A 22,896-nucleotide genomic window follows, 5' to 3' on the forward strand; every position below is an offset into this window, starting at 1 on the left:
ATATAGACGTTTGAAGGGCATAGGATCAAGAGAGCGGCTTGTTCAAGACCGCCTTGTGGGTATGGTGGCGGCATGACGACAGACCAGATTATTCTTTTTGCCCTTTTCGCAACTGTATTTGGAATGCTTCTTTGGGGGCGCTTCCGTTATGATCTCGTAGCCTTTTCCGCGCTGTTGATTGGTGTCGTACTTGGGGTTGTACCCGTCGATAACGCCTTTGCCGGGTTTGGCCATCCAGCGACCATAATCGTAGCCTTGGTCCTAGTGGTCTCGGCCGGGTTGGTCCGTTCCGGCGCCGTGTTCCTGATCACCCGCACATTGGTCGATGCCTCGCGGGGCCTCGGTGCGCATATCGCGCTGATGGGTGGGATTGGCGCAGTCTTGTCGGCCTTCATGAACAATGTGGCCGCATTGGCCCTGCTAATGCCAGTCGATATCCAGACCGCGCGCAAGGCTGGGCGGTCAGTGGGCTTGACCCTGATGCCGCTTAGCTTTGCCACCATTCTGGGCGGCATGGCGACGTTGATCGGTACGCCGCCGAACATCATTATCGCTTCAATTCGGCAGGAAACACTGGGCGAGCCGTTCAGGATGTTCGACTTCGCCCCCGTCGGTGGATTGGCGGCAATAGCCGGGCTGGCCTTTGTGTCGCTAATCGGATGGCGATTGATCCCGAACCGCGGGCCGCAGAAGGAGACTTCGGAGGCGCTGGCCGAGTATATTGCCGAACTGACCATCCCGCCGGAGTCGGCCCATATCGGCAAGCGGGTCAGCGAGCTTTATGAGGCCGCCGAAAAATCCGACGTCGCCATCATCGGCCTGATCCGCGATGGCAAGCGGCGTTATGGCCGATCCGCCCATGCGACGCTGAAACAGGGCGACGCGCTGGTGTTGGAAGCCCGGCCCGAGGCACTGGATGAATTCCGCGCCGCGCTAAACCTCGACTTTTCGGACACACGCCGTCAGGAATTGCTGACCGCCGAGGGCGATGGGCTGGAGGTGATTGAGGTCGTCGCCCCCGAAAGCGCCCGTATTACCGGGCGCACTGCGCAGGGGCTGGGTCTGGCATGGCGTCAAAGCACTGTGCTGATGGGTATCTCACGCCAGGGCCGTCGCATCACCGAACAGGTCCGCAAGACCGAGGTTGAGGCCGGCGATATACTTCTTCTTCTATGCCCGCGCGACCGCAGCGCCGATGTGACCGAATGGTTGGGCTGCCTGCCACTGGCCGAGCGCGGGCTGAACGTCACCGCCAATGACAAGGCGTGGCTGGCCATCGGTCTGTTCGCCGCCGCCGTTCTGGCAGCCAGCGTCGGGCTGATCTACCTGCCAATTGCATTGGGGTTGGTCGTGGTGGCCTATGTCCTGACCAAAATCATGCCAATCGCCGATCTCTATAACCATATTGAATGGCCGGTCGTTGTGCTGCTGGGTTCAATGATCCCATTGGGCAGCGCGTTAGAAACCTCGGGCGGTACCGAACTGATCGCCAATGCGCTGGTGCAACTGACCGACGGCTTGCCCGCCTGGGCCATTCTGACAGTGCTGATGATCGTCACAATGACCCTGTCGGATGTTCTGAACAACACCGCCACCGCCATCGTCGCCGCCCCGGTCGGCATTCAGATGGCGCGCACGCTTGAGGTCTCACCGGATCCGTTCCTGATGACGGTCGCCGTGGCGGCCTCAGCCGCGTTCCTCACCCCCATCGGACACAAGAACAATACGCTGGTGCTTGGTCCCGGCGGCTATCGCTTTGGCGACTATTGGCGCATGGGGCTGCCGCTGGAAATCCTCATCGTCGCGGTTTCCATCCCCGCTATTCTTGTCTTTTGGCCGCTTTGACGGGTAAAGGCACTGCATGAAACGATTTCTGATCCTGCAACTGCGCCCTGAGACCGAGGCGTCGGATGCCGAATACGCCTCGATCCTGGACAAGACCGGCTTGTTGCCGGACCAGACCCACCGCATCCGTCTGGATCGCGAGGACCTGCCCGCAGGGCTAGACGTCACCGCCTATGCCGGAGTGATCGTCGGTGGCGGCCCCGGTTGCGTCAGTGACGATCCGGCTAGAAAGTCTGCGATGGATGCCCGCATCGAAGCCGCCATCATGGGCCTGATGCCGCAGATCACCGCAAAGGATCACCCGTTCATGGGCTGTTGCTATGGCCTGGGTATTCTGGCAGCACACCTGAACGGAGACGTCAGCAAGGACCAGTTCGGAGAACCCGTCGGCCCCTCGACCTGCCACCTGACCGAGGACGGCGCCCGCGACCCGTTGACCGCCGGGCTGGACCAGACCTTCGACGCTTTCGTTGGCCACAAAGAGGCCGTGCAGACCCTGCCTGCCGGGTGCGTTCACCTTGTGGCCTCGGACCCTTGCCCGTTTCAGATGATCCGCTGGGGCCAGAACGTCTATGCCACGCAGTTCCACCCCGAGGCCAACGCGCAGGATTTCGAAGAACGCATCAATATCTACAAACACCACGGCTATTTTCCGCCTGACGACGCGCAGCGCCTGATCGATATCTGCCACGCGGCCGACGTTACCCAGCCCGGCGAAATTCTGCGCCGTTTTGCTCAGCGCTATGCGTGACCCAACGGCGCGGTTGCCTCAAACTTCACCCCTCGCATAGGCTGGTCCGAACGGCTTTGGGAGGAGTTGTTCTTGGATCTGCTTATCAATGTCGGCCTGCCGCTGTCGCTGGCCATTATCATGCTGTCTCTGGGTATCGGGCTGCATATTGCCGATTTTCGCCGAGTTCTGACTCGGGGTTACCCTTTCGCCATCGGCGCGCTGAGTCAGGTGGTACTGCTGCCGATTGCAGCTTTCTTCACCGTCAAGCTGTTTGCCCTGCAGCCCGAGATTGCCGTGGGCTTCATGCTGCTCAGCTTTTGCCCCGGCGGTGTGACCAGTAATATCCTGACCAAATTGGCCAAGGGAGATGTTGCGCTGTCGGTTAGTCTGACCGCCGTGATCAGCCTGCTGTCGATGGTGACCGTACCTGTCTTGGCCGCCTGGTCGATCAATCACTTCATGGGGGAAGACGCACCCGAGGTCTCGATCGCAGGTCTGGCGATCGCCATGTTCCTGATCACCACCCTGCCCGTGGCCATCGGCGTCAGTATTCGCCATTTCGCGCCAACGTTCGCAGAAGGGATCGACGCACCGCTATCCAAAGTTTCGACTGTCCTTTTTGTCCTGATTGTCCTCGCGGCGCTGGCCGGGAACTGGCGGTTGTTCATCGACAACCTTGGGATCATGGGTGCTGGGCTGGTCACTTTGAACATCGCTCTGCTTGCAATCGGGTTGGGGCTGGCGCGTGCCGCGAAACTGTCGTGGAATGAAAGTAAGACAGTCTCAATCGAAACTGGCATCCAGAACTCGACGTTGGGGATCACTCTGGCGGCGCTTATCACGGGAACCGACAGCGGATTCAGCCCGCTGGCCCTGCCCTCGGCCGTCTACGGTATCATGATGTATGTCGTGGCCCTGCCGTATATCGCCTGGCTTCGCAGCCGCTGAAAGGACAAAACATGACCAACAATACTGCTGATGCTATCGTTGTGGGCGCCGGGCTGGCTGGGCTGGCCGCTGCGGCTGAACTGGGGGATCGCGGCAAGAAGGTGATCGTGCTGGATCAGGAACCCGAGCATTTTCTGGGCGGACAGGCGTTCTGGAGCCTTGGCGGGTTGTTCATGGTCGACACCCCGGAACAGCGGCGGATGGGCATCAAAGACAGTCACGATCTGGCGCTCCGCGACTGGATGGGCAGCGCGCAGTTCGACCGCGCCGAAGACGCCTGGCCGCGCAAATGGGCCGAAGCTTATGTTGAGTTCGCAGCCGGTGAAATGCGTCCTTGGTTGCACGAGATGGGTCTGCGCTGGTTCCCCATCGTAGGCTGGGCGGAACGCGGCGGGTCCTATGCGGATGGTCACGGCAACTCGGTGCCACGGTTTCACATCACATGGGGCACCGGACCGGGCGTTCTGAAACACTTCATCCGCCGTGTGCAGAACCATGTCAGCGCCGGGCTTATTGAACTGAAATTCCGCCACCAGGTCAGCCATATCATCATGCAGAACGGCGGCGCCAAGGGTGTGTCGGGCGAGATTCTGGCCGATGACACTGCCGCTCACGGAGCAAAGACCAACCGCGATGAGGTGGGTGAGTTCGAGGTCTATGCGCCCTCGGTCATCGTCACCTCGGGCGGGATCGGTGGCAATTTCAAAATGGTGCGCAAGAACTGGCCCCGCGACCGGCTGGGCCAGCCGCCCAAGGATATGGTGGCGGGCGTACCCTTTCATGTCGATGGTCGTATGATCGGCATCAGCGAAAAGGCTGGTGGCCACGTGATCAACGGCGACCGGATGTGGCACTACACTGAAGGTGTGCGCAACTGGAACCCGATCTGGCCCTCGCATGGTATCCGCATTCTGCCCGGCCCCAGCTCAATGTGGTTCGACGCACAAGGCAATCGGCTGAAACCGCCCTGTATGCCGGGATTCGACACGCTGGGCACCTTGAGAGAAATCCTGAAAACCGGTCATGAATACAGCTGGTTTGTGCTGACCCAGAAGGTGATCAAGAAGGAATTCGCCCTGTCCGGCTCGGAACAGAACCCCGACATGACCGATGGCGGCTGGCGCGAGGTGCTGTTCCAGCGCGTCCTGACGGGTTCAAAAGCCACCGCACCGGTTGAGGCCTTCAAGGAACACGGTGAGGATTTCATCGTCGCCAATACCCTGACCGAGCTGGTCAGTGGCATGAACCAGTTGGGCGGCGGTCTGATCGACGAATCTCACCTGCGCGCCCAGATCGAGGCGCGGGATAGTCAGGTCGACAACCCCTTCACCAAGGACGCGCAGATGGCGGCCATTCTGGCCGCGCGCAATTATCGGGGGGATAAGCTGATCCGCACCGCCAAGCCGCACAAATTCCTTGATCCGGCCAATGGCCCGCTGATCGCGGTGAAGCTGCACGTGCTGACACGCAAGACGCTGGGCGGGCTGCAAACCAATCTCGACAGCCAGATGATCGGCGCGGATGGTCAGGTCGTTCCCGGCCTGTTCGCGGCCGGAGAGGTCGCCGGGTTCGGCGGCGGCGGCTATCACGGTTACAACGCGCTAGAAGGCTCGTTCCTTGGCGGCTGTATCTTCTCCGGCCGCAATGCGGGGCGGTCGCGGGCAGTGGCCTGACCGCCCGGCTTTATTGCATTCTCACGAATTTCAGCACCGGCTCACCGGCGCTGTCCAGCATGACCAAACTGTCTCCGGCGACCGCGTAGGACACAACATTCTGCAGCGCGTCTAAAAACTGACGCTCGACCTGTTCCATTTCGGGCGGGCAGGCCATCAGGGTTGCCGCGATATTGTCTGGAAAGTCGATCTGCCCACCCGACATCTCTGCCTGCCCTTTAAAGCGGTTGCAACCTCCGCTGCCACCAAAAGCTCCGCCGGACTCAAACGCGATCTCGGGGCGTTTTTCCATATCCAGAACACCTCCATTCAACCCGATGGCGGACCATTTGGTATTCTCAAGACTCACTGGTTCGTTTGTGGTTTGGGCCGTGCTGTGACCGCCCAACAACCCCAATACAACTGCACTGGCCACGATGGCCTGACCGATCTTTGGAAAAGGCATGATCCTGTCCTTTCTCTTCAAGGGCTTTGAAGAGAAACATTGGGGCGGGATCAGAGATTACAAGCTAAGCCCCTAAAAACCGGCGGTTCCGCGCCGACCTTAAAGGGGCCAGATAAAGGGGATCAGTAAGGACGCCAGCAAGCCGACCGTCAGGTTTAACGGCACACCGACTTTGAGAAAATCAGTAAACCTGTAGCCGCCGGGCCCGTAAACCATCATGTTGGTCTGATATCCGATCGGCGTCGCGAACGAGGCCGAGGCCGCCACCATCACCGCCACCACCAGCGGGCGCGGGTCAATCCCGACCGCCTGCGCCAGACCGATTGCAATCGGCGTCACCACCACGGCCACCGCATTGTTCGACACCAGTTCGGTCAGCACCGAGGTCAGCAGGTAGACGGCCCAAATGATCAGGAAGGGTGGCAGCACGCTCAGGCCCGGAGCAATCGCCTCGACGATCAGCGAAACGGCTCCTGATTTGTCCAGCGCCGCGCCGATGGCCAACATGGAAAAGATCAGTGCCAACAAGCGGCCTTCGACAAAGGAAAACGCTTCATCCGCGTCGATGCAGCGGGTCAGCAGCACCACGGCCACAGCCAGAACCGACAGCAGCAGGATCGGCGCCACACCCAGCGCGGCCAGCACGACGATCCCTACCAGCGCGCCTATGGCAATCGGAGCATGACTACGCCGGAATGCACGGGCCGAGGGTTGGGTGACATCGACCATATCCATGTCAGACGCCAGTTTTTGGATATCTGCCGGAGACCCTTCCAGCAGCAGCGTATCGCCGACGCGAACGACCAGATCATCCAGTTGACGCCCGATATTCTGGTTCCGCCGGTGCACCGCCAACACATAGACACCATACCGGCGACGAAGACGCAGCGCGCCAAGCGTCCGACCCACCATTCGGCAGCCCGGTGTGATCAGCACCTCAACTGTTTTGGTCTCAACCGCCGAAACCTGATCGACGCGCTTGAGTTCCTTGTTGCTTTGCAGGCTCAGCAGTTCTGTCATTTGGGTACGCAAAACCACACGGTCACCGACCTTCAGCTCAACCCCTTTCAGGTTTCGTCGCAGCGATTCGTCGCCCCGGATCACGTCGATCAGGCGCACGCCAGGGCGTTTGAACAACTGAACCCCTGTCACCTCGCGCCCGATCAGGTTGCTTTCCGGGGGTATGACGGCCTCGGTAAAGAATTTCATCTTGGACCGGTCGGACAGCAGCGAGGCCATGCTGTCGCGGTCCGGCAACAGGCGCGGCGCGATGAAACGCAGGTAGAACATGCCATAGATCACCAGCGCAATCCCCAGCGGCGTGACCTCAAGAATCGAGAACGCTTTCATCCCCTGCGCCCGAGCCACACCATCCACCAGCAGGTTGGTCGAGGTCCCGATCAGAGTCAGCGTACCGCCCAGAATCGCCGCGTAGCTCAGCGGGATCAGCAGTTTCGAGGCTGGAACGTTCAACGTGCGCGCGATCTGCACAAAGACCGGGATCATAACCACCACAACCGGCGTATTCGACACCACGGCCGAGGCCAACACGACAAACGCCATCAACAGACCGATGGCAAAGCGCGGATTCACCTGCGCCTGCTTTTGCGCGGTCGAGGTAAACGCATCCAACGCCCCGGTCCGCACCATGGCGCCCATGATGATGAACATCGCCGCAATGGTCCAGGGCGCGGGGTTAGACAGTACGGCCAGCGCACTCTGATAGGGCAGGATGCCAGTCACCAGCATGATGGCAACGCCACCGATGGCGACAACCTCGGTCGGGTACACTTCGCGCAAGAACATGACGAACATGCCTGCAACGACCATCAGCGCCACGATCGCGCTGCCCGTTTCTGTCAGTTGAAGGAATTGCATTCTTGGTTTTGTGTCCGAACCTTGACCTGGCTTGCGCGCCCGTCGGGCAGTTTCCCGCATTGCGCGCGGCAGAGCAAGCCTTACTGCGGCCCGGTCTGCTGCAGTCGTCCGCCAACGCGCACCATCTGCACAGATTTTGCCTGCCCGTCGCGGTCATCGGTCTCGACAAACACACCGCTCAGCGTTGCCTCGCCATTGGCCGGAGTGAACCGAGCCTTGGGCATTCCGGTGATGAAACGGCGCATCGGTTCAATTTTGTCCATGCCGATCACCGAGTCATAGTCCCCGCACATCCCTGCATCGGTCAGATAGGCCGTACCGCCAGGCAGGATCTGCGCGTCTGCCGTTGGCACGTGGGTATGCGTCCCCACCACAAGGCTGGCGCGCTTGTCGCAATAGTGGCCCATCGCCATCTTCTCGGACGTCGCCTCGCAATGCATATCAACGATGATCGCCTGCGCCTGCCCCCCGCGCGGATGGGATTTGAGGATCGGTTCAATGGCCGAGAACGGATCATCGAAGGGCCGTTTCATGAACACCTGCCCCAGCACCTGCACGACCAGCACCTTGCGGCCTCCGGGTGCGTTGAACAGGCGATGCCCCCGCCCCGGCGCGCCTTTGGCAAAGTTCACCGGGCGTATGATACGCGACTCTTTCTCGATGAACTGCAACATGTCTTTCTGGTCGAAAGCGTGATCGCCCAGCGTCAGACAATCCGCACCGGCGTCCAGAAGCAGCTTGGCGTGATCTCCGGTCAGGCCCATCCCGTTCGAGGCGTTCTCGCCATTGACAACAACGAAGTCCAGCCGCCATTCGTCGCGCAAACGCGGCAGATGTTGCTGAATGGCCGTGCGTCCCGCGCGGCCCATGACGTCACCCAGAAAAAGTATCCTCATTCAACCTGTCCTAAGTGTGGTAATGCTCAAGCACAAGCGGTTAAGCTGCACTGAAATCCATCTACGCGATTGCGAACGGAGAATTTGATGCACCGATTTGTACTGACCGCCGCCGGTCTTGCGATTTTGTCCGCCTGTCAGCCAGTAACGCCGCCTGAGTCCGCACCGCAACTGGCAAACCCCGCGGCGACGTTCTGTGTGGAAAGCGGTGCGAAATACGAAATCAGGGATGGTGACAACGGGCAATCGGGCGTCTGCATTCTATCCGACGGGCGCGAAGTCGATGCCTGGGAGTTCTTTCGCGAAAACAGCCCGACCTGAGGTAATCAGCTCGAAAAGGTCAGCACCCTGCTTTCGGTGATCACCATGTCCAGCGGCTGATCGGTGGGCTCCAGCGGCAGCCCTTCGGCCTCTTGCGCGTCAAAGGCAAACCCGATGGCCAGCGTCGGGCGCTTGGCGCGCAACCCTTCCAGCGTGCGGTCATAGAACCCGCCGCCATAGCCCAGCCGCCCGCCCTGCGCATCGAAGGCGACAAGAGGTACGATCAGAATCTCGGGGTCAAAATAGTCATCGACCTCGGGCACTTTGGCTCCGAAAGGGCCATCTTTCAGCGCGCCTTCGGGTGTCCAGCGGGAAAACTTCAGTGGCTGACCGGCGGCCTGGATCACCGGTACGCCGACCGGGCCATAGGCCGAAGCTTCGGCCATCGCTGCCACAGGGTCAATCTCGGTGCGGATCGGCATATAACCCGACAGGGGCACACCCCGATGCCCGGCCAGCACTTCGGACAATCGCCCGGCGGCTCCGGGCAAACGGGTGTCAAACGCAGCCTTACGGCGAGCGAAAGCCGCCTTGCGTGCGGCAGCTTTGATTTCAGTCAGGTCGGTCACAATAGCACCACGCTGGCAAGCCCAAGAAAGATGAAGAACCCCATGACGTCCGTTGTGGTCGTCACGAAGGTTCCCGACGCCAGCGCGGGGTCAACACCCATGCGGTCCAGCACCACCGGTACTACCGTACCTGCAAAGCCCGCGATGATCATATTCACGACCAAGGCCGACCCGATCACGACACCCAGCATCGGAGAATCAAACCACATCATGCCCACCGTTCCCAGCACGATGGCAAAACACAGCCCGTTCAGCATCCCCACAAGCAATTCCCGCCGGATTACGCGCATGACGTTTGCATTGGTCAGGTCACGCGTTGCCAGCGCCCGCACTGCAACCGTCAATGACTGTGTTCCCGCATTACCTCCCATCGACGCCACGATCGGCATTAGAATCGCCAGCGCCACTAACTGATCAATCGCTGCCTCAAATTGCGAAATCACCAGCGAGGCACAGATCGCCGTACACAGGTTCACCGCCAGCCACGGCAGACGCCGCCGACTGGTTGCCGCCACACTGTCCGAAATCGAGCTTTCGTCACTCACACCCGCAAGACGCAGGATGTCTTCTTCATGCTCTTCATCCAGAACCACCATGGCGTCATCGATGGTGATCACACCGACCAGCCGCCCGTCCGCATCCACCACGGGGGCCGAGATCAGGTGATACTGGTTGAAAGCATAGGCCACATCCTCTTCGTCCTGATCAACGGGGATAGAGTGGAATTCCTCTTCGGCAATGTCATGCAGCGACACATCGCGCCGGGTGGCCATCAACTTGCCCAGCGTGACCTGCGCCACGGGCTTCAACCGCGGATCGACCAAAACCACGTGATAGAATTGTTCCGGCAGATCGTCATTGGCGCGCATGAAATCGATGGCCTGCCCCACCGTCCAATGCTCGGGCGCCATGACCACCTCGCGCTGCATGAGACGACCAGCCGAGTTCTCGGGGTAGGCCAGCGCCTGTTGCGCTGCGATCCGTTCGGAAGCCTCCAGTGCGCCAAGGATGGCTTCCTGCTGTGGCTCTTCGAGGTCTTCCAGCAGGTCGACAACGTCGTCGCTTTCCATTTCGCGCACGGCGTCAGCCAGAACGTCGGGATTCAGGATGCCGATAATCTCTTCGCGCACCGCCTCATCGAGTTCCGAGAGGATATCGCCGTCGAACTCCTTATCATACAGACGGATCAGACGCGCGCGGTCATAGGGGTTGATCTGCTCCAGAAGGTCGGCGATGTCGGCCGGGTGCAGCGGCTCCATCAACTCGATCAGTTTATTGCGGTCATCTACATCGACTGCATACAGAATGGCCGCTACGGTCTTGCGATCCAGCGCATAGACGTCCTCATCGCTGGTCGCCTCGGTTACGGGTTCATCAAAGCCTGTCGTCATGTCTGCCCCCGTTTCTTCGGTCATTGGCCCCTAATTAGAAGAAGCTGCTACCGGAAAACAATGACAATGCGGCGATTTACCGACAAGTTTCGCGCGCCTATGCTGTTTCGCAGTCCCATACAGGTGGAGATGAAGGATAATGGCGCAAAAAACGCTGCTGAAAGGACGTGTTCTGAGCTTCACTGGTTCGCCGTTCGACGATGAGCCGACCGAAGCCGTCAAAATCAGCGAAGCGGTTCTGGTCGAAAATGGCCGTATATCGGCCGTGGCGGATGCCGACGGCCTGCGTGCAGCCCATCCGCACGCCAGCGTAACCGACTACGGCCAGCGCGTCATCATGGCGGGTTTTGTAGACGCCCATGTCCACTATCCACAGACCGCCATGATTGCCAGTTGGGGCAAGCGCCTGATCGACTGGCTTAACACCTATACCTTCCCCGAAGAGATGAAGTTCGACGATCCCGCCTATGCGTCCGAGATCGCCAACCGGTATCTGGACCTGACGGCGGCACACGGCACGACGACCATGTGCAGTTTCTGCACCATTCATCCCGAAAGCGTCGATGCCTTCCTCGCCGCCGCGCAACAGCGCAATCAACGTGTGGTCGCCGGTAAAACCTGCATGGACCGCAATGCGCCCGAGGGGCTGCGGGACACGGCGCAGACAGCTTATGACCAGTCCGAAGCGCTGCTTAGGAAATGGCACGGGGTCGACCGGTTATCTTACGCCATCACTCCGCGCTTTTCCCCCACCTCCACACCCGAACAGCTTGAGGCGATGGGCGCGCTCTGGGCCGAGCACCCGCATTGCCTAATGCAAACCCATCTGAGCGAGCAGACCGACGAGATCGCCTGGGTTCGCGAGCTGTTCCCCGAAGCGCGGGACTATCTGGATACATATGAGAAATTCGGCCTGCTGGGCGCGCATGGCGTCTACGGCCACGTCATCCATCTCGAATCGCGCGAACGCGACCGGCTGCGCGAGGTTGATGCAGCGCTGGTCCATTGCCCGACTTCGAACACCTTCATCGGCTCGGGCCTGTTCGACATGACAGGGCTGATGCGCGATGGCCACCGGATTGGACTGGCCACGGATACCGGCGGCGGGTCGAGTTTTTCAATGCTGCGTACGATGGCTGCGGCCTACGAGATCGGACAGTTACGGGGCGCACCTTTGCACGCCGCACAGCTGTTGTGGTTGGGAACCGTCGGGTCGGCGCGCGCATTGCGGATGGATGATTGCGTCGGCAACGTCGCACCGGGATTGGAGGCTGATCTGATCGTCCTTGACCTCGCCTCGACCCCCGCCATCGCCCAGCGCGAAGCCAGCGCCGACGATCTGTGGGAGGCCATCTTCCCTACCATCATGATGGGCGATGACCGAGCGATCTCTGCCGTTTGGATTGGAGGCGAGCCCGTCGTTCAATAAAGAATGGCCTCACCCAATTCGGTGCACATTCTTGGATTAAGGCTCCACTTAGTACTCGGCTTGATCGTGCAGGCAGTTTGCGAACGCTGCCCGGACGGTTAAATTGTCCAGCCAGACGGGTAAGCCCTACAGACCCAGTTTCTTCATATTTTTCCTTATCTTGGATTTGAATTTGTCACCTTTCACGAGGCTGCTGTCATCGGTCATAGACCACCACTCGTTTTCATTCGGCCAACTGCGCCAAATTGCGCCATCTGGGGCAACAACATGCTCGATGCATTCGAGGTCATCCGGTTTAGACCCCGTAGAATCACCCTTTGGCCAGTACCAGACCAATTCACGGCAAACACGCGCCTTTCGATCAACTTTCCATGTACCAAGGGCTACGTTGTCGCTGTGCTTTTTGCACCAGGCACTCGCCTGCCAGCCTGAGCCAAAGTACATGCCACCCTCGCATCCTTTCCAAATTTGAGTTTTCCCGCGTAAAGCTGGGCAACCGTGTTTGGATCAGCAGGTTTCGCGCCCTGCGGTTTCGGGTCCGCCCAAGCTATTGCCGAATTCAGAAAGGTCAGAACGGCAGCGCCAACAGAAATTGCTTGAAAACTCATCTACCCACTCCTTCAAAAGGGCGGAGAGATACCACAAATGTGCGGTCCTCTAAAAATCCTTCGCCGAACCGAGCGCGGTAAAGTCAAGGAATGCCAGCTTACCGCTGCAACGCCATTGCACGATGGTTTTGACGTTCGATGACCCGTGGCAGGTCTATCGTCGTGATCTGACAATCACGCACAATCTGACGTCCCTCTACGAACAGGTGCTTCACTTTCGCAGGACCCGCCAACAACAGAGCCGCGGTGTCCCAACTGCCTGCGCTTTCGATGCCGCGGGTGTCCCAGACTGCAATGTCGGCGCGTTTGCCGGGTTCCAACCGTCCGCAATCGGGGCGATTCAAAACGTCGGCGCCGCCGCGTGTCGCGATCTCCAGCGCTTCGCGGGACGACATCGCATCCGCACCGTTCGCGACCCGTTGCAGTAACATGGCCTGTCGCGCCTCGAGGATCAGGTTGCCGATGTCGTTGCTGGCCGACCCATCCACGCCAAGACCGACCGGAACACCGCGGTCGCGCATGGCGCGGACTGGTGCGATACCTGATCCCAGTCGACAATTGGAACAAGGGCAATGGGCAACGCCAGTACGGGTTCTGGCGAACAGGTCAATCTCGGTCCCGTCCAGCTTGACGCAATGGGCGTGCCAGACATCCGCGCCGGTCCAGCCCAGATCCTCGGCATACTGCCCCGGGCGACAGCCGAACTGCGCCTGCGAATAGGCGATGTCCTCGTCATTCTCCGCCAGATGGGTGTGTAGCATCACCCCCTTGTCGCGCGCCAGGATCGCCGTATCACGCATCAGATCACGACTGACCGAGAACGGGGAACACGGTGCCAGCCCTACCCGGCACATCGCACCCTCGGAGGGATCGTGAAACGCATCAACAACTCGGATCATGTCGTCGAGGATCGCAGCCTCGCCTTCGACCAACGAGTCCGGCGGCAAGCCGCCATCGCTTTCGCCAATGCTCATGGCACCGCGTGTGGGGTGAAAGCGCAGGCCAATCTCGGCGGCGGCGGCAATCGTGTCGTCCAGCCGCGTTCCGTTCGGGTACAGGTACAGGTGGTCGGAACTGAGCGTGCATCCAGATAAAGCCAGATCGGCCAGGCCGATCTGGGCCGAGACGTACATCTCCTCCGGCCCAAAGCGGGACCAGATGGGATAGAGCGTTTTCAGCCAGCCAAACAAAAGCGCATCCTGTCCGCCGGGCACCGCGCGCGTCAAGGTTTGGTAAAGGTGGTGATGGGTGTTCACCAAGCCCGGCGTCACGACGCACCCGGCTGCATCGTGAACGTCGCCGGCGGTCTGCAGGCCGTGGCCGATCTGTTCGATCTGTCCGCCGCGGATCAGGATATCCGCGCCAGAAAGCTCACTGCGCGAATCGTCCATCGTCAGGATGGTGCCTGCATTCTTGATCAGGATTTCGGTCATTCCGCCCCCCTTGCGATACACCCGTTTCGTGCAAGAAGAGCATTTGCTGGCGGAAAACGGGCACAAGAACCAGCCCGACAAACCCTACCCGACAGGTTCAGACCCGGCAATAACTTTCAGTGCTTGCGCAAAACCTCCAACGCCGCCGCGTGCAACACGGTATTCGCTGCCGCCAGCACGCGCCCGCCTTCATGCGCCGGACCGCCCTGCCAGTCGGTGACAACACCACCTGCAGCTTCGATCACCGCAATCGGCGCCTGGATGTCATAGGCGTTCAACCCCGCCTCTATCACCAGATCAACCTGCCCCGCAGCAAGCAGGGCATAGGCATAGCAATCCATACCAAAACGCGTCAGGCGCACGTGTTGCGCCACAGCCTCGAACCCGGCACGGTCCTCGGGGGTGCCGACCTCGGGAAACGTAGTGAACAGGATCGCCTGATCCAGACTGGATGTCGGACGCGTTTTCAGCTGTGCCGTGCCGGTTGGGCCGGTCACTTGCGCGATATCGGCAGCCCCCACGAAACGCTCTCCGATATAGGGCTGGTCGATGACGCCCATGATCGGACCGTCCTGTTTGCTCAGCGCAATCAATACGCCCCATGTGGGTGTGCCGCTGATGAAACCGCGGGTGCCATCAATCGGATCCAGAACCCATGTCCGTCCACTGCTGCCCGGAACCTGGCCGAACTCTTCCCCAAAGATACCGTCATTGGGTCGGTGTTTGGCCAGAACCGCACGCATGGCCTGTTCGGCGTTCCGGTCTGCAACCGTTACCGGGTCAAAACCCTTTGCCAGTTTGTTGTCGGTTTCAAGATTGGATTGTCTGAAAAATGGAAGAATGGCCTCGCGCGCAGCGTCGGCCATTTCTTCGGCAACATCCAGATCGCTCAATGTCGTCTCTCGCATGCGCTACCCGTGCGGTTCGCGCGTGCCAGAGTCAACCCCGTTTGCTCAGGCGACGTCGCTCAGCACTCGGGCAAGTTCGAACAGGCGGCGGCGTTGATTTTCAGGGATTGCATAGTAGGAACGCACCAAATCCAGAGCTTCCTTGTCCCCCATCAGATCGGCCGGAACCGATTTCTTGCCGGTTGGTTCTTTTTCAGCCTCTTCAAGACCTTCAAAGAAAAAGCTGACAGGTACGTCCAATGCCTCGGCAATGTCCCACAGACGGGATGCGCTGACACGGTTGGCACCCGTCTCATATTTCTGAATCTGTTGAAACTTAATACCAACTTGCTGCGCCAACTGCTGCTGGGTCATGCCAATCAGCCAGCGGCGATGCCGGACGCGCTTGCCCACATGGACATCGACGTGATGGGTCATTGGTAAACTCCTCTAATACACACACAACCAATTCGGGTGCGCGACATGCCTTTACTACCGCAACACTAGCAAGCCGCCCTTAACCACTCCCTAATCAGGAACATGCCCCCAAATCAGCACCCCAGACAATATTGCGCTTTTTCAGTATTTTTTCAAGAAGGTTGAATCTGTTTCCACGAACAGAGATTTAAGGTTGTGCCAAATCTGTCTGGCACACGTCCTTGCCATTGGGAAAGCCTGACATGGCCGCCACACCCTCTTGCGGGGCTTACCGGGTAAGAGATTGACAATCCCCGAGCGGAACGAACCTATGCGCCAAACCACAGGAGTGCTTTCATGCTGGCCTACAGAATTCCGTCCCAAGGTGCGGTCGCACAGCTTTGTGATATTGACATCCCGCAACCCCTGGAAGGCCAGGTGCGTGTGGCGATCAAAGCCTGCGGACTGAACTTTGCCGATCTGCTGATGCAGAAAGGTACATATCAGGATACACCCCCCGCCCCATTTACGCAGGGAATGGAAATCGCTGGCGTGGTCGATACAACCGGCCCCGGCGTGTCGCACTTGAAACCAGGTGACCGGATCGCTGTCTATTCCGGTCAGGGCGGTCTGGCGGAATTCGGAGTGTTCGACGCAGAGCGTGCGATTCCCCTGCCCGATTCGATGAGCTTCGAGGACGCTGCGGCCATGCAGATCGCCTATGGCACCAGCCACATTGCACTGGATCACCGCGCCCACCTGCAACCCGGCGAGACCCTGCTGGTTACGGGCGCCGCGGGTGGTGTCGGCCTGACAGCGGTCGAGATCGGCAAGCTGATGGGCGCAACCGTGATCGCTCAGGCCCGGGGCGCGGACAAGCTGGCCGTGGCGCATGCAGCCGGCGCAGATCACCTGATCGACGCGTCCGAAGATTTGCGCACGCGCGTCAAGGAACTTGGCGGCGCGGACGTTGTATACGATGCGATCGGTGGGGATGTTTTCAAAGCCGCCTTCCGCGCCACCAACCCCGAAGGGCGCCTGCTGCCGATCGGCTTTGCAGGCGGAGAGGTTCCGCAGATTCCCGCCAACCACCTACTGGTCAAAAACCTGACGGTGATTGGCTTCTATATCGGTGGATACCTGACCTTCCGGCCTCAGATCGTGCAGAACAGCTTTGAAACGCTGTTCCGCTGGCACGTCGAGGGGAAAATCACGCCGTATATCAGCCACGTGCTGCCCCTGTCGGACGCCGAAAAAGGCCTGAAACTGCTGCGCGACCGCACGGCAACCGGCAAGGTTGTGATTACGCCCTAGCCGACAACCGCCTTCAGAGGACTACTGCCTAGCATGCGGAAATTCTGCCGGACGAGGTCGGCCAGCGCCTCAACCACAGGGCCACGTCCGGGTTCACCTCCGTACAGGTTGATCATATGCGCAGGCAGGGTGGGCAGCACGCCGCCGTCGTCGATTTGCACCAGATGCGCGGCTTCTGTTCCGTCCAGCATGGCGTGAATCGCCAGGTCGGCAGACACGGTAGCCTCGATGGTGCGGTCGTTTTCAGTTTCCACCGACAGCTCCCACGGAAGGCCGGCCTCATCCAGTGCCGCGATCATCTGCGGCCGGAACATGCAGCGACGACCCACCGCAATGGGGATCGGCCGTTTACGCCAGGCCGAACCGCCGGGCGCACCAATCCAGCGCAGCGGCAATTCCGCGACAGTTTCAGCGCCATCTCCCCTGTTTGCTTCGGTCGTCAGAATCAAGTCGCACTCGCCGCGCTTGAGCATATCCTTCAGTTGCATTGAGTACGAAGACACCAACTGCACCCGCACTCGCGGGAAGTCCGCGTTGAATCGCTGCAACACCCGGGGAATCGCCGGGTAAACGATGTCATGCGGCACGCCCAGAACCACCTCACCTTCAAACGCCTGATCGGTGAGTTTTGAGATCACCTCATCATTCAGCGCGATCATGCGGCGGGCATAGGCCAGCAGCTGCTCACCTGACGCGGTCAACGCGATGGTCCGGCCGCTGCGATCCAACAGTTCAAGCCCCAGCAGCTCCTCAAGCCGCTTCAACTGCATCGAAACAGCGGATTGCGTCAGGTGCAGGAAACCTGCAGCACGCGTCACACCGCCCTGATCCGCCACCGCCACGAACGAGCGTAAAGTCGTAATGTCCAGATTTCGCATCTTCACGAATCCTTATGTATCACTTCATAAATATTCATTTTCAAAATGTGTCATAACGCGCCATATAAATCAAGGAACTTGATGAGACAGCGAAAACTCATCGAGGATCGATGAAAGGACAAACATTATGACCCAAATCGCAATTGACAGACACTGCCCGCCCCGCCGCCGATTTGGCCTGACCCTGCTACGAGATGCGTTTTCCCTGCGCCGTCAGAGACGCACCCTGGCAAGGCTGGACGCCCGGGCGCTAGAAGATATCGGAATCACCCGCGAACAGGCCGAAGCAGAAGCGGCCCGCCCCATTTGGAATGCGCCGGAATTCTGGCAAAAATGACTCTGACATTCATCTTTTCCCCATGAATGGCGACCCGCACCCGCAGGTCGCCATTTTTGTTTCGTGTTTTAGCTGGATTCCGGCGCTAAACCCTTGAAACGTGACCCGCAGTTGCCGATATTTGCGTGGAACGGGGTTCGAATTTCGAACCGCGACAAGAATGATGTGAAGGGAGACCCTTTTATGGCACAATTTGACACGATCCGGACGGCGGCCGGCGCGCGCGCTGCCCAGATCCATGAGGGCCTGCGCGCCCATATGAACAAAGTTTACGGCACGATGTCCGTGGGCATGCTGATCACGGCACTCGCCGCTTGGGCGATTGCCGGGCTTGCAGTGACCGCAGACCCGACCGCCACCGGTATTCAAATCGGCACGGATCGTTACCTGACCGGCTTGGGACAGACTCTGTTTCTGACCCCGCTCAAATGGGTCGTGATGTTCGCGCCGCTTGGTTTCTTGCTGTTTGGCTGGGGCGCCCTGATGCGGCGTGGCTCCGCCGCTGCGGTTCAACTGGGTTTCTTCGTCTTCGCCGCAGTGATGGGCGTGTCGATGAGCTCGATCTTCATGATCTTCACCCCCTACTCGATCACGCAGACCTTTCTTGTTACGGCTATCGCATTTGCGGGCCTAAGCCTGTTTGGCTACACCACCAAGCGTGACCTGAGCGGCATGGGTACTTTCTTGATCATGGGTGTGATCGGCTTGCTGGTTGCTATGGTCATCAACCTATTCCTGCAGTCGGGACCGATGATGCTGGCAATCTCGGCGATTGGCCTTCTGATCTTTGCTGGGCTGACCGCGTTCTACACGCAGGACATCAAGAACACCTACGTTGCACACGCAACCCACGGTGATCAGGAATGGCTGGACAAAGCGGCTATTGACGGCGCGCTGAGCCTGTACATCTCGTTCCTGAACATGTTCCAGTTCCTGCTGATGTTCATGGGGCAGCAAGAATAAAGCTGGCCGCCAGTACAGAATCAAATGGGGCGGGCCCGCAACGGCCCGCCCCTTTCTTTTTGTCGAACATCCATCCGTCCGCCTGAAACGCGCCGAGTTCTGTAGCTAAGGCGCCTGCACAAAAAAGGCCCCGTCCAAACGGGACCTCAACCCAACATTTGTCAGTCGCTTAGCTGCAGTTCAGCGCCACTGCAAAACCCGAACTGCGCTCGGAAGATCCCTTGCGGTATACGTCACCCGCCGGCAGGCAGCCGGTAAACTGCTCGGCATCGCGGCCAAACGTTGCGCCGACCTTGTTGTCCACGCGGGTGCTGTTGTTCGCTGTGCGCAGGACGCCGAACAGAGTACCGTTCACGTTGACCGTGCTCAGGAACAGGTTGGTGTCAGACCCGGTCAGTACCACCGCGTCGGTGTCGCTGCGTCCGCCGTTGTCGATTGCGACACGGGCAACTTTCTCGGCATCGGTCTGGTCGGTCACCACGGGAACTGCAGGCAGCACGGCCAGTTCAGCCGGTACGTTCGTCGCAGGCGGCAGGAAGGCCGCCGCACCCGGCACATCCGAGATGGAGCGGGGTTCACCATCGATCCCCGTAAACCCGACGCCTTCGCGGTTATAGGGGTCCTCGCAAGCCGCTAGGGCCAGAACGGTTATTGTGGATAACAAGATTTTTTTCATGACGGCCAACATTTTGGAACGGTTTGTTGAAGCGTAGGGGTAAGCCCCTGCAAAAAGCAACCCACCGCAAAACCGATTGCCCTGCCCGCTGATGCTTCGTTGCAACGGCGCGCGACGCCATGAAGAACCGTCCACAAAATGAACCGAAATGAAAAAGGGTCCTGCCAAGGCAGAACCCTTTGAAAACGTCCAAGCTGGACGGCAGATTACTTAATCTTGCCTTCCTTGTACTCGACATGCTTCCGAGCGACCGGATCGTATTTACGAACGGTCATTTTCTCGGTCATGGTGCGTGCGTTTTTCTTGGTCACGTAGAAGTGGCCCGTGCCCGCGGTCGAGTTCAGACGGATCTTGATTGTCGTCGGCTTCGCCATGGTTATCTCCTGCGTCCGAAAAGGCAGGGGCCTTTCGGTTGAATTCCTATGAGCGTGCGCTTTTACCCGGTCGCGCGGCTGAGTCAACCGAATTCCGCCCGTAAAGCGCACAAATCATGCGCTTGAGGTTTGCCCCTGTTTGGCTGGCTCACGGTTCTGTGATATGGTCGCGCGATTAAACCCCAGTAAAGAAGCCGATAACAGGCTCGCACCCCGAGGCGCCACGTCCAGGCGAGACGCTCTGCCAGCAGAGTTTTAATGATCACTTGGGGGGCATGACAGGTGAAGACACCGACGAGATGGCGCCGTGGCATGTCGTGGATTGCCCCGATCGGCCGGAATTGGAACCGGGAAGAACATACAGGGCGTGCCCGGTCCAGATTATCGCCTCCGTGGTGCCCCACCGGACACCTTTTCTCCTGCCAAACAGGCTTGAATGCCATCGCGTGGAAACGGGCGGACAGAGCTATCAGCCTGCCCTCAATCTACCGGGGCAGCATGGCGTGCACCTGGCACCGGAGCCGCATTTAACGCTGTGGACGTTTGACTGATCGCGGACCCAACAGACTGCGACAGGCTGACAATCGCAAGAGGGCTATAGGACCAGCCTGATTAAAGGTCCTGGATCAACTTTTTACAGGAGGTAGACATGCCAATTTTCATTACATACGCGTCCTATTCGCAGGATGGCGTCAAGGGGATGCTGAAAAAGCCTGTGGACCGTACGGCCCCTGTCAGGGCTTTGCTGAAAAAGGTCGGCGGCAAGCTTTTGGGTTTCTATATGACGACGGGTGAAAATGACGTGGTGGTCATCAGCGAAGCCCCGGACGGTACGGATGCTGTGGCTGTTGGGATGGCCGTTGCCGCATCAGGCGCGGTGTCGAAAGTCCAAACGGTACGCGCCTGGAGGGCGAAGGACTTTGTCACCGTGACCAAGAAAGCCGCAAAACTGACCGGCGCCTATAAGCCACCGGGCAAGTGATCGGAAAGACGCGCGGAGGGCCTGTAAGCCGGATCTTGTTCCGGGGTTGCCCCCTTCGATGACCATTCCTCTAGGCCGTGCATTGCTGCGCGGCTCAAGCTGCCAACCCGGTCCCTCTCGGCCAAGACGCGCTTAGCGGCGGTATCGGCGGACGCCGACCGGCCCGCGCGGGGACCCTATTTGGCATTGCTCCCGGTGGGGCTTGCCGTGCCGCCGCTGTTGCCAGCGGCGCGGTGGGCTCTTACCCCACCGTTTCACCCTTACCGCGCTTTGCCGGAGGCGAACCTCAACAAAGGTGCGGCGGTCTGTTTTCTGTGGCGCTTTCCGTCGGGTTGCCCCGCCCGGGCATTACCCGGCACCGTTGTCTTGTGGAGTCCGGACTTTCCTCTCGGGCGTACACCCCAGCGGCCATCCGGCCCTCCGCGCAGTGCGGTGGGTATGCTGTGGTCTGGGTGGCGTCAAGAGGTTAGGTCAATAAGGGACCAGATGAAGGCGGATCAGGACTTACGTAACAAGTGGTGCGAAATCGGCGGGGTGAAGACCGCCGGTGGCCCAGGGACGATACCTGAGCCGTACTGCAGCCAACAGCGTGTCATCGTCCACCTCAGAGGAATACCCTGCGGCGCGGGCCGAAGCCCGGAACGATTGGATCGTTGCGTTTTGCGGCGCCTTACCTTCACCGCGGCGGCCTGCTAGATTCAAACGCTCCATTCGTTGCCACGGGAATCGGGGGCCAGGGTCGCATTTTCGACCCGGAGCCATATCGGAATGGCCGATCACATGATCCGGGCTGATCGACCACCGCTTCTGTATCTGGTGCAACAGGGTTTCAAGCGCTGCCAATTGAGGCTCTGAAAACGGATGTGCCCCGGTATTGTCTAGTTCGATACCGATTGAGCGGGAGTTGATGTCGCTTTGGCCGTTCCATTCGCCCGCGCCTGCGTGCCAGGCGCGGTCTTCCTCGCGAACCATCTGCCAGAGCGTGCCGTCAGAGCCGATCAGATAATGTGCCGAGACTTCATGAGCAGGATCGCACAATCGATCCAGAGCAGCACTGGCGCTGTCCATTGCTGTGTAGTGTAGAACGATCAAGTTGGGCGTAAGCCCATCTCTGCGCTCACCGAAATTGGGGGACGGGTACCAGATCGGCGTCAGCGGCTTAGTTGTTAACGGCACTGCGGAACGGGCTGGGGTTCCAGCCGCAAGCGTAACCGTCACCATCCGGATCGAGGCCTTTGCGGTCACGCTGGGGGCCGCCATTTGCAAGGAACTCAATCTGGGCCTGGTCGGCCGACGGGAAGCGCGCGCAATTGCGCTGCGCCTTGGCCTGCAGGTTGAACCCGGCACGGCTATAGAGTTGTGTTCCGACCGGGTTCGACGTGTTCAGCGCGTATTGCACGATGTTGGGCTGACCATCCGAACCCCGTGCCGGAACGGCGGTCGGCGCAACAACCTCATAGGTCTGGCGATTCTGTTCGATCAGCGCTGCGTCAGATTCGATGGTGCGACGGCCAGAGACCGCCTCGAAATCCTGTTCGTCCGAAATGGTGTTGTTGATGGGGTCCTCAACGGGTGACGGTTCGTAGGTGCTTTGCCCTGACGTGCTGGCCAAAGCTGCTGCCGTTGCCGAGGCAAGGTCAGCATTCTCGCCGGCTGGCAACGGAGCACCAGCCCCGGGCGCGCCAAGCTGCTGCTCGGACACCTCAACTGGGCCAAGCAGCGGGTTTCCGGTATATCCCTGCCCCGCCAACTGCGCCTCACGCTGCGCCTGATAGGTCGGCGTGTTGAAATCCGGGCCACCCACCGGCGCCACCGTATCACAGGCGGCCACCAATCCGATTGTGGGAATCAGAAGCGTAAAGCGCATCCAGCTGCTCCGTCTTGCGTTGTCTTGCCTGA

General features: G+C 59.7%; 23 protein-coding genes, 1 other RNA gene and 1 pseudogene. 10 read left to right on the forward strand and 15 right to left on the reverse strand.

What is annotated here, in order from left to right; translation table 11 throughout:
- Window positions 1-72 precede the first annotated feature (72 nt).
- The 4 genes from ACR1XY_RS03795 to ACR1XY_RS03810 all read left to right on the forward strand — a co-directional run bounded on the left by ACR1XY_RS03795 (window position 73) and on the right by ACR1XY_RS03810 (window position 5,199).
- Window positions 73-1,845, forward strand: a complete 1,773-nt coding sequence (locus tag ACR1XY_RS03795) for an SLC13 family permease (protein WP_480590036.1) — start codon at window positions 73-75, stop codon at window positions 1,843-1,845.
- Window positions 1,846-1,861: 16 nt separating this feature from the next.
- Window positions 1,862-2,596 (forward strand): glutamine amidotransferase, encoded by a 735-nt coding sequence (locus ACR1XY_RS03800; RefSeq protein WP_480590038.1) that lies wholly within the window; start codon window positions 1,862-1,864, stop codon window positions 2,594-2,596.
- A gap of 72 nt (window positions 2,597-2,668) precedes the next feature.
- Window positions 2,669-3,526: a bile acid:sodium symporter family protein gene (locus ACR1XY_RS03805; protein ID WP_480590039.1), complete on the forward strand. Its 858-nt coding sequence runs from the start codon at window positions 2,669-2,671 to the stop codon at window positions 3,524-3,526.
- Between the two features lie 11 nt (window positions 3,527-3,537).
- A complete protein-coding gene (locus tag ACR1XY_RS03810; RefSeq protein WP_480590041.1) occupies window positions 3,538-5,199 on the forward strand; it encodes an FAD-binding dehydrogenase in 1,662 nt (553 codons plus the stop codon).
- 10 nt (window positions 5,200-5,209) lie between these two features.
- On the opposite strand, the gene ACR1XY_RS03815 is transcribed toward ACR1XY_RS03810, so the two are convergent.
- The 3 genes from ACR1XY_RS03815 to ACR1XY_RS03825 all read right to left on the reverse strand — a co-directional run bounded on the left by ACR1XY_RS03815 (window position 5,210) and on the right by ACR1XY_RS03825 (window position 8,418).
- Window positions 5,210-5,644, reverse strand: coding sequence for an META domain-containing protein (locus ACR1XY_RS03815; RefSeq protein ID WP_480590043.1), 435 nt, complete (start codon window positions 5,642-5,644; stop codon window positions 5,210-5,212).
- A gap of 99 nt (window positions 5,645-5,743) precedes the next feature.
- Complete coding sequence (locus tag ACR1XY_RS03820; RefSeq protein ID WP_480590045.1) at window positions 5,744-7,522, reverse strand: SLC13 family permease; 1,779 nt, start codon at window positions 7,520-7,522, stop codon at window positions 5,744-5,746.
- An 80-nt stretch (window positions 7,523-7,602) separates the two neighbouring features.
- Complete coding sequence (locus ACR1XY_RS03825) at window positions 7,603-8,418, reverse strand: TIGR00282 family metallophosphoesterase (RefSeq protein ID WP_480590047.1); 816 nt, start codon at window positions 8,416-8,418, stop codon at window positions 7,603-7,605.
- An 87-nt stretch (window positions 8,419-8,505) separates the two neighbouring features.
- Between ACR1XY_RS03825 and ACR1XY_RS03830 the strand changes: the two genes are divergently transcribed.
- A complete protein-coding gene (locus ACR1XY_RS03830; RefSeq protein WP_480590049.1) occupies window positions 8,506-8,739 on the forward strand; it encodes a putative hemolysin in 234 nt (77 codons plus the stop codon).
- Between the two features lie 5 nt (window positions 8,740-8,744).
- On the opposite strand, the gene ACR1XY_RS03835 is transcribed toward ACR1XY_RS03830, so the two are convergent.
- Both ACR1XY_RS03835 and mgtE read right to left on the reverse strand, forming a co-directional pair.
- Complete coding sequence (locus ACR1XY_RS03835) at window positions 8,745-9,308, reverse strand: 5-formyltetrahydrofolate cyclo-ligase (protein WP_480590051.1); 564 nt, start codon at window positions 9,306-9,308, stop codon at window positions 8,745-8,747.
- Window positions 9,305-10,699 carry a magnesium transporter gene (gene mgtE, locus ACR1XY_RS03840; RefSeq protein WP_480590053.1) on the reverse strand — a complete coding sequence of 465 codons (1,395 nt, stop codon included), beginning with the start codon at window positions 10,697-10,699 and terminating at the stop codon, window positions 9,305-9,307. Before mgtE ends, ACR1XY_RS03835 begins: the two co-directional genes overlap by 4 nt.
- Window positions 10,700-10,838: 139 nt before the next feature.
- On the opposite strand from mgtE, the gene guaD reads away from it, so the two are divergent.
- Window positions 10,839-12,128: a guanine deaminase gene (guaD, locus tag ACR1XY_RS03845; protein WP_480590055.1), complete on the forward strand. Its 1,290-nt coding sequence runs from the start codon at window positions 10,839-10,841 to the stop codon at window positions 12,126-12,128.
- Window positions 12,129-12,254: 126 nt separating this feature from the next.
- Here the strand turns inward: guaD and ACR1XY_RS03850 are convergent.
- The 4 genes and pseudogenes from ACR1XY_RS03850 to ACR1XY_RS03865 form a co-directional block, all read right to left on the reverse strand.
- Window positions 12,255-12,599, reverse strand: a pseudogene (locus ACR1XY_RS03850) (DUF995 domain-containing protein); the annotation flags it as partial.
- A 235-nt stretch (window positions 12,600-12,834) separates the two neighbouring features.
- On the reverse strand, window positions 12,835-14,169 hold the full coding sequence (locus ACR1XY_RS03855; protein ID WP_480590057.1) for an 8-oxoguanine deaminase: 1,335 nt from the start codon (window positions 14,167-14,169) through the stop codon (window positions 12,835-12,837).
- A 116-nt stretch (window positions 14,170-14,285) separates the two neighbouring features.
- Complete coding sequence (gene hisN / locus ACR1XY_RS03860) at window positions 14,286-15,077, reverse strand: histidinol-phosphatase (RefSeq protein ID WP_480590058.1); 792 nt, start codon at window positions 15,075-15,077, stop codon at window positions 14,286-14,288.
- 45 nt (window positions 15,078-15,122) lie between these two features.
- The gene (locus tag ACR1XY_RS03865) at window positions 15,123-15,494 is read right to left on the reverse strand and encodes a helix-turn-helix domain-containing protein (protein WP_480590060.1); all 372 of its coding nucleotides are present in this window, start codon (window positions 15,492-15,494) and stop codon (window positions 15,123-15,125) included.
- Between the two features lie 336 nt (window positions 15,495-15,830).
- On the opposite strand from ACR1XY_RS03865, the gene ACR1XY_RS03870 reads away from it, so the two are divergent.
- Window positions 15,831-16,787 (forward strand): NADPH:quinone oxidoreductase family protein, encoded by a 957-nt coding sequence (locus ACR1XY_RS03870; protein WP_480590062.1) that lies wholly within the window; start codon window positions 15,831-15,833, stop codon window positions 16,785-16,787.
- Here the strand turns inward: ACR1XY_RS03870 and ACR1XY_RS03875 are convergent.
- A complete protein-coding gene (locus tag ACR1XY_RS03875) occupies window positions 16,784-17,665 on the reverse strand; it encodes a LysR family transcriptional regulator (protein WP_480590064.1) in 882 nt (293 codons plus the stop codon). The two genes, ACR1XY_RS03870 and ACR1XY_RS03875, sit on opposite strands and share 4 nt — an antisense overlap.
- Before the next feature lie 127 nt (window positions 17,666-17,792).
- Here ACR1XY_RS03875 and ACR1XY_RS03880 point away from each other — a divergent pair, with 127 nt between their 5' ends.
- Both ACR1XY_RS03880 and ACR1XY_RS03885 read left to right on the forward strand, forming a co-directional pair.
- Window positions 17,793-18,002, forward strand: coding sequence for a DUF1127 domain-containing protein (locus ACR1XY_RS03880; RefSeq protein ID WP_480590066.1), 210 nt, complete (start codon window positions 17,793-17,795; stop codon window positions 18,000-18,002).
- Between the two features lie 183 nt (window positions 18,003-18,185).
- On the forward strand, window positions 18,186-18,965 hold the full coding sequence (locus tag ACR1XY_RS03885) for a Bax inhibitor-1/YccA family protein (RefSeq protein WP_480590068.1): 780 nt from the start codon (window positions 18,186-18,188) through the stop codon (window positions 18,963-18,965).
- Window positions 18,966-19,134: 169 nt separating this feature from the next.
- Here the strand turns inward: ACR1XY_RS03885 and ACR1XY_RS03890 are convergent, their stop codons facing one another.
- Entirely contained in the window at window positions 19,135-19,641 is a 507-nt protein-coding gene (locus ACR1XY_RS03890) for a hypothetical protein (protein WP_480590070.1), read from the reverse strand.
- 206 nt (window positions 19,642-19,847) lie between these two features.
- Complete coding sequence (rpmG, locus tag ACR1XY_RS03895) at window positions 19,848-20,015, reverse strand: 50S ribosomal protein L33 (RefSeq protein ID WP_005630270.1); 168 nt, start codon at window positions 20,013-20,015, stop codon at window positions 19,848-19,850.
- A 649-nt stretch (window positions 20,016-20,664) separates the two neighbouring features.
- On the opposite strand from rpmG, the gene ACR1XY_RS03900 reads away from it, so the two are divergent.
- A complete protein-coding gene (locus ACR1XY_RS03900; RefSeq protein WP_480590071.1) occupies window positions 20,665-20,997 on the forward strand; it encodes a GYD domain-containing protein in 333 nt (110 codons plus the stop codon).
- Window positions 20,998-21,005: 8 nt separating this feature from the next.
- On the opposite strand, the gene rnpB is transcribed toward ACR1XY_RS03900, so the two are convergent.
- From rnpB to ACR1XY_RS03915, 3 genes are all read right to left on the reverse strand, one after another.
- An RNA gene (gene rnpB / locus ACR1XY_RS03905) (RNase P RNA component class A) lies at window positions 21,006-21,421 on the reverse strand.
- A gap of 80 nt (window positions 21,422-21,501) precedes the next feature.
- Entirely contained in the window at window positions 21,502-22,173 is a 672-nt protein-coding gene (locus ACR1XY_RS03910; RefSeq protein ID WP_480590073.1) for an N-acetylmuramoyl-L-alanine amidase, read from the reverse strand.
- Window positions 22,157-22,864, reverse strand: coding sequence for a hypothetical protein (locus tag ACR1XY_RS03915; RefSeq protein WP_480590075.1), 708 nt, complete (start codon window positions 22,862-22,864; stop codon window positions 22,157-22,159). The genes ACR1XY_RS03910 and ACR1XY_RS03915 overlap by 17 nt, the downstream gene beginning before the upstream one ends.
- Window positions 22,865-22,896 lie beyond the last annotated feature (32 nt).

It is taken from the genome of Ruegeria sp. AD11(2025) (assembly GCF_056542405.1).